General features: G+C 43.8%; 2 protein-coding genes and 1 pseudogene. 1 reads left to right on the plus strand and 2 read right to left on the minus strand.

The genetic code is table 11. The annotated features are described in order from the left end of the window. The first annotated feature begins 369 nt into the window (after window positions 1-369). Window positions 370-945 (plus strand): transposase, encoded by a 576-nt coding sequence (locus H6G97_RS49065; RefSeq protein WP_199350174.1) that lies wholly within the window; start codon window positions 370-372, stop codon window positions 943-945. 45 nt (window positions 946-990) lie between these two features. Here H6G97_RS49065 and H6G97_RS49070 read toward each other — a convergent pair. Both H6G97_RS49070 and H6G97_RS49075 read right to left on the minus strand, forming a co-directional pair. Continuing rightward, a pseudogene (locus H6G97_RS49070) lies at window positions 991-1,188 on the minus strand (reverse transcriptase N-terminal domain-containing protein); the annotation flags it as partial. A 546-nt stretch (window positions 1,189-1,734) separates the two neighbouring features. Next, on the minus strand, window positions 1,735-2,916 hold a 1,182-nt coding region (locus H6G97_RS49075; RefSeq protein WP_242056166.1), incomplete at its 5' end, for a strawberry notch family protein.

Consider the following 2,916-nt stretch of genomic DNA (forward strand, 5'->3'; position numbering starts at 1 on the left):
ACTAGGGCTAAGTTTCCGTCCAAGAAGCCAGTACATAAGGGGGCAGGAGTTAAATTGGAAACACTTACTTTTTCTGTAATCAATACTGCTTAGAGCTTAACCGAACCGTATTGTTTGTGCATCGATGTATTGAACACTCATGATATTAAATTAGCAAGGAGGCTGTATGGTTTTCTCAAACCCAATGATGTGCTTTTAGGGGATAGAGCTTTTTGCGCTTATGCCGATATGGTTACGATTACCAAACTCGATTGCGATGCTATATTTCGGAAGCATCAATCTCGCACAACAACCATGCGAAAAGGCAAAATTGTTGGAGATTGCGACAAATTAGTTACTTAGTATAAGCCTAAAAGTTGTCCAAAAGGATTGAATAAAGATGAATTTGATGCTCTACCTTCTTCCATCACTGTGCGAGAGATTTACTATCATATTGTTATTCCTGGTTTTCGGACTCAACAAGTTAGCTTAATTACTACTCTTTTAGATAAATCTTCTTATTCTACTCTGGAAATTGTTGGGCTTTACGGTAAACGCTGGGATGTTGAATTGGATTTGAGACATATAAAAACTACCTTGGGTATGGATATTTTACGATGTAAAACTCCTTCAATGGTACGCAAAGAAATTCATGTTTACTTACTTGCTTACAATTTACTTCGGAGCTTGATGTGGCAGGCTGGGACTACTTACAATACCCCTCCAAATCGTTTATCGCTACAAGGTACTCGCCATCATTTAATTAATTTTATTCCCAAATTCGAGGTTGCTGACTCTAAAAAACGGCTTAGACTTTATCGCACTTTACTAAAAATTATCGTTCACAAAGAAGTTCCTGACCGTCCCGCACGCACTGAACCACGAGTTACCAAACGCCGCCCCAAAGCATACCCCAGATTGACCAAACCCCGGCAAGAATTACGTAAACAATTGCAAACTGCTTAATCGATAAGCCTTTCCGCTTTTCTTAGTGCCATTCCAGCATAAAGCTTGTGTTACTTGACGTATTGCCAGAAACCTAGCTGCAAAGGATTTCAGAATAAGCTTTTGTAGTGACTTAGCTTTGCGCTTGTCTCCAACAAGAACAGCTTTAAACACTCTTCTTTGTAGGCGGAAAAGGTTCGCCCGAAATTTCTTCCAGGGTAATGATTTCCAAGATTCACTAGTTTTTACACTGTGTCTAACCATACGCTACTCCGTTTTGCGTTTTTCTGAATACCTTGCAGCAGTTACGCCGCATCCTACCCGATGTAGAGGGATTCCGTAACTCGTCTTACCTACTGGGGTTTTCGACCTTTCCCCAGACCCTTACACCGTTTTTACTCGTTCCGTTCTTTCGATTGATTGATGGGTTAGGACAGTCCAATTTGCCTATTCTCATCTCGGAGATTGCAACTATTGATTTCGAGATGTTGCGAGATTAGAGAATGAAAATCTACATTTTGTTCAGGTTGTAGTTTTGCCAGTTAGACACTTTTCTAGGACTTATTTATCCTTACCATCTCCCCATTAGCGCCAGTGTGATAATATCCTGATTACCTCTGATTGCGCCCTGTTACCAGCTTCACTCTACAGGATTCCGAGCCTGTTCGGTGTGGTCAGATAGGGATTCACTTATCTCCTCAAGGGTAGGACTTACCTTTCTAGGGTACTTGGTTCACCTACATCAAAGGAACAGTTATTATATTCTGAAAGTGAGTTTCAGAATAAACTCTGGGCATACCCCTCTAGTTTCTAGAGGCTCCTACCAGAAACGAGCCGCACCAAATCTCTAGCCACAATCTCCATCGCGGCGATACCACCGCCCTCAATGGATTCCACAAAATCCTCGCGGGAGGTGAACGGGAAATCCCCAGTCTGCCAAAGCCCCAGACGATTGGCATAAGACAAGTTAGAAACCTTCGTCGCTCCAGTAGCAAAGACATAGACAACCCGTGCTGAGGGCAGTGCGTTTTGCAACCGCAGCCCAACAATGCCTTGCTGGGATGCTGCAACCATACCGAGTTTACCCTCTTGAGCCATTGCATTGCCCATACTGTGGCACTCGTCATAAGCGATCGCTCCCTCAAAGTCTGCTCCTGCCCATTCAACAATTTGCTTGAGCCGACTTTTGCCATTCTTTCGAGAACGTAGAGTTGAGTAGGTGCAGAACAGAATACCTTGGGTGAAAGGGATGGGGTCGCCAAGTTTGATATTTGAGAGGTCGATAATGTCTTTTTCACTACCTCCGAGCGCACACCAGTCTCTACGAGCATCCTCAATTAGGGCAGAACTCTTTGATACCCAGATTGCTTTTCTTCGTTTCTGACACCAGTTATCGAGGATGATTCCTGCACATTGTCTACCCTTACCGGCACCCGTCCCATCGCCAAGAAACCAGCCACGCCGAAATTTTACGGCATTTTTTTCACTATTTGCCGCTACAGTCACATTATCCCATGAATTATCGACAATATAAGACCCAGACAGAAATTCTGAGTGCGTTTGACCTGCGTAAATCACACTTTCAAGTTGTGCCTCTGACAACAAGCCTTGTGTAATAATGTTGCTAGGAAGATGCGGTTTGTAAGTTGGTGCTGGTGGCGAGACAAGTGCTAGGGCTGCACTTTCGCACAGTAGGGACGGATGAGGTAAAGCATCTTTAATTCTGATTCGTTGTGGGCGATAGGTTTCATATAAAGTATCTTTGAGTCCTTCTGTAGCAGACCATTCGACGACTTCGTATTCCAGAATAACCACATCTGGAATTGAAGAAAGTGTTTCTGCTTGAGCTACCACAGAGCGTTTTGGCAATTGAACGACTTTTGCCTTCGCCGCAGTAGCTTTGACTTTTTCTGAGCGTTCCCACGGAGATCGCTGTGGCAACTGCTCAATCAACGCCAGCAGTTCGGGCAAGTCCAAAGTTTCGGAAATACA

Source organism: Nostoc flagelliforme FACHB-838 (assembly GCF_014698065.1).
In the GTDB taxonomy this organism is placed as follows: domain Bacteria; phylum Cyanobacteriota; class Cyanobacteriia; order Cyanobacteriales; family Nostocaceae; genus Nostoc; species Nostoc flagelliforme_B.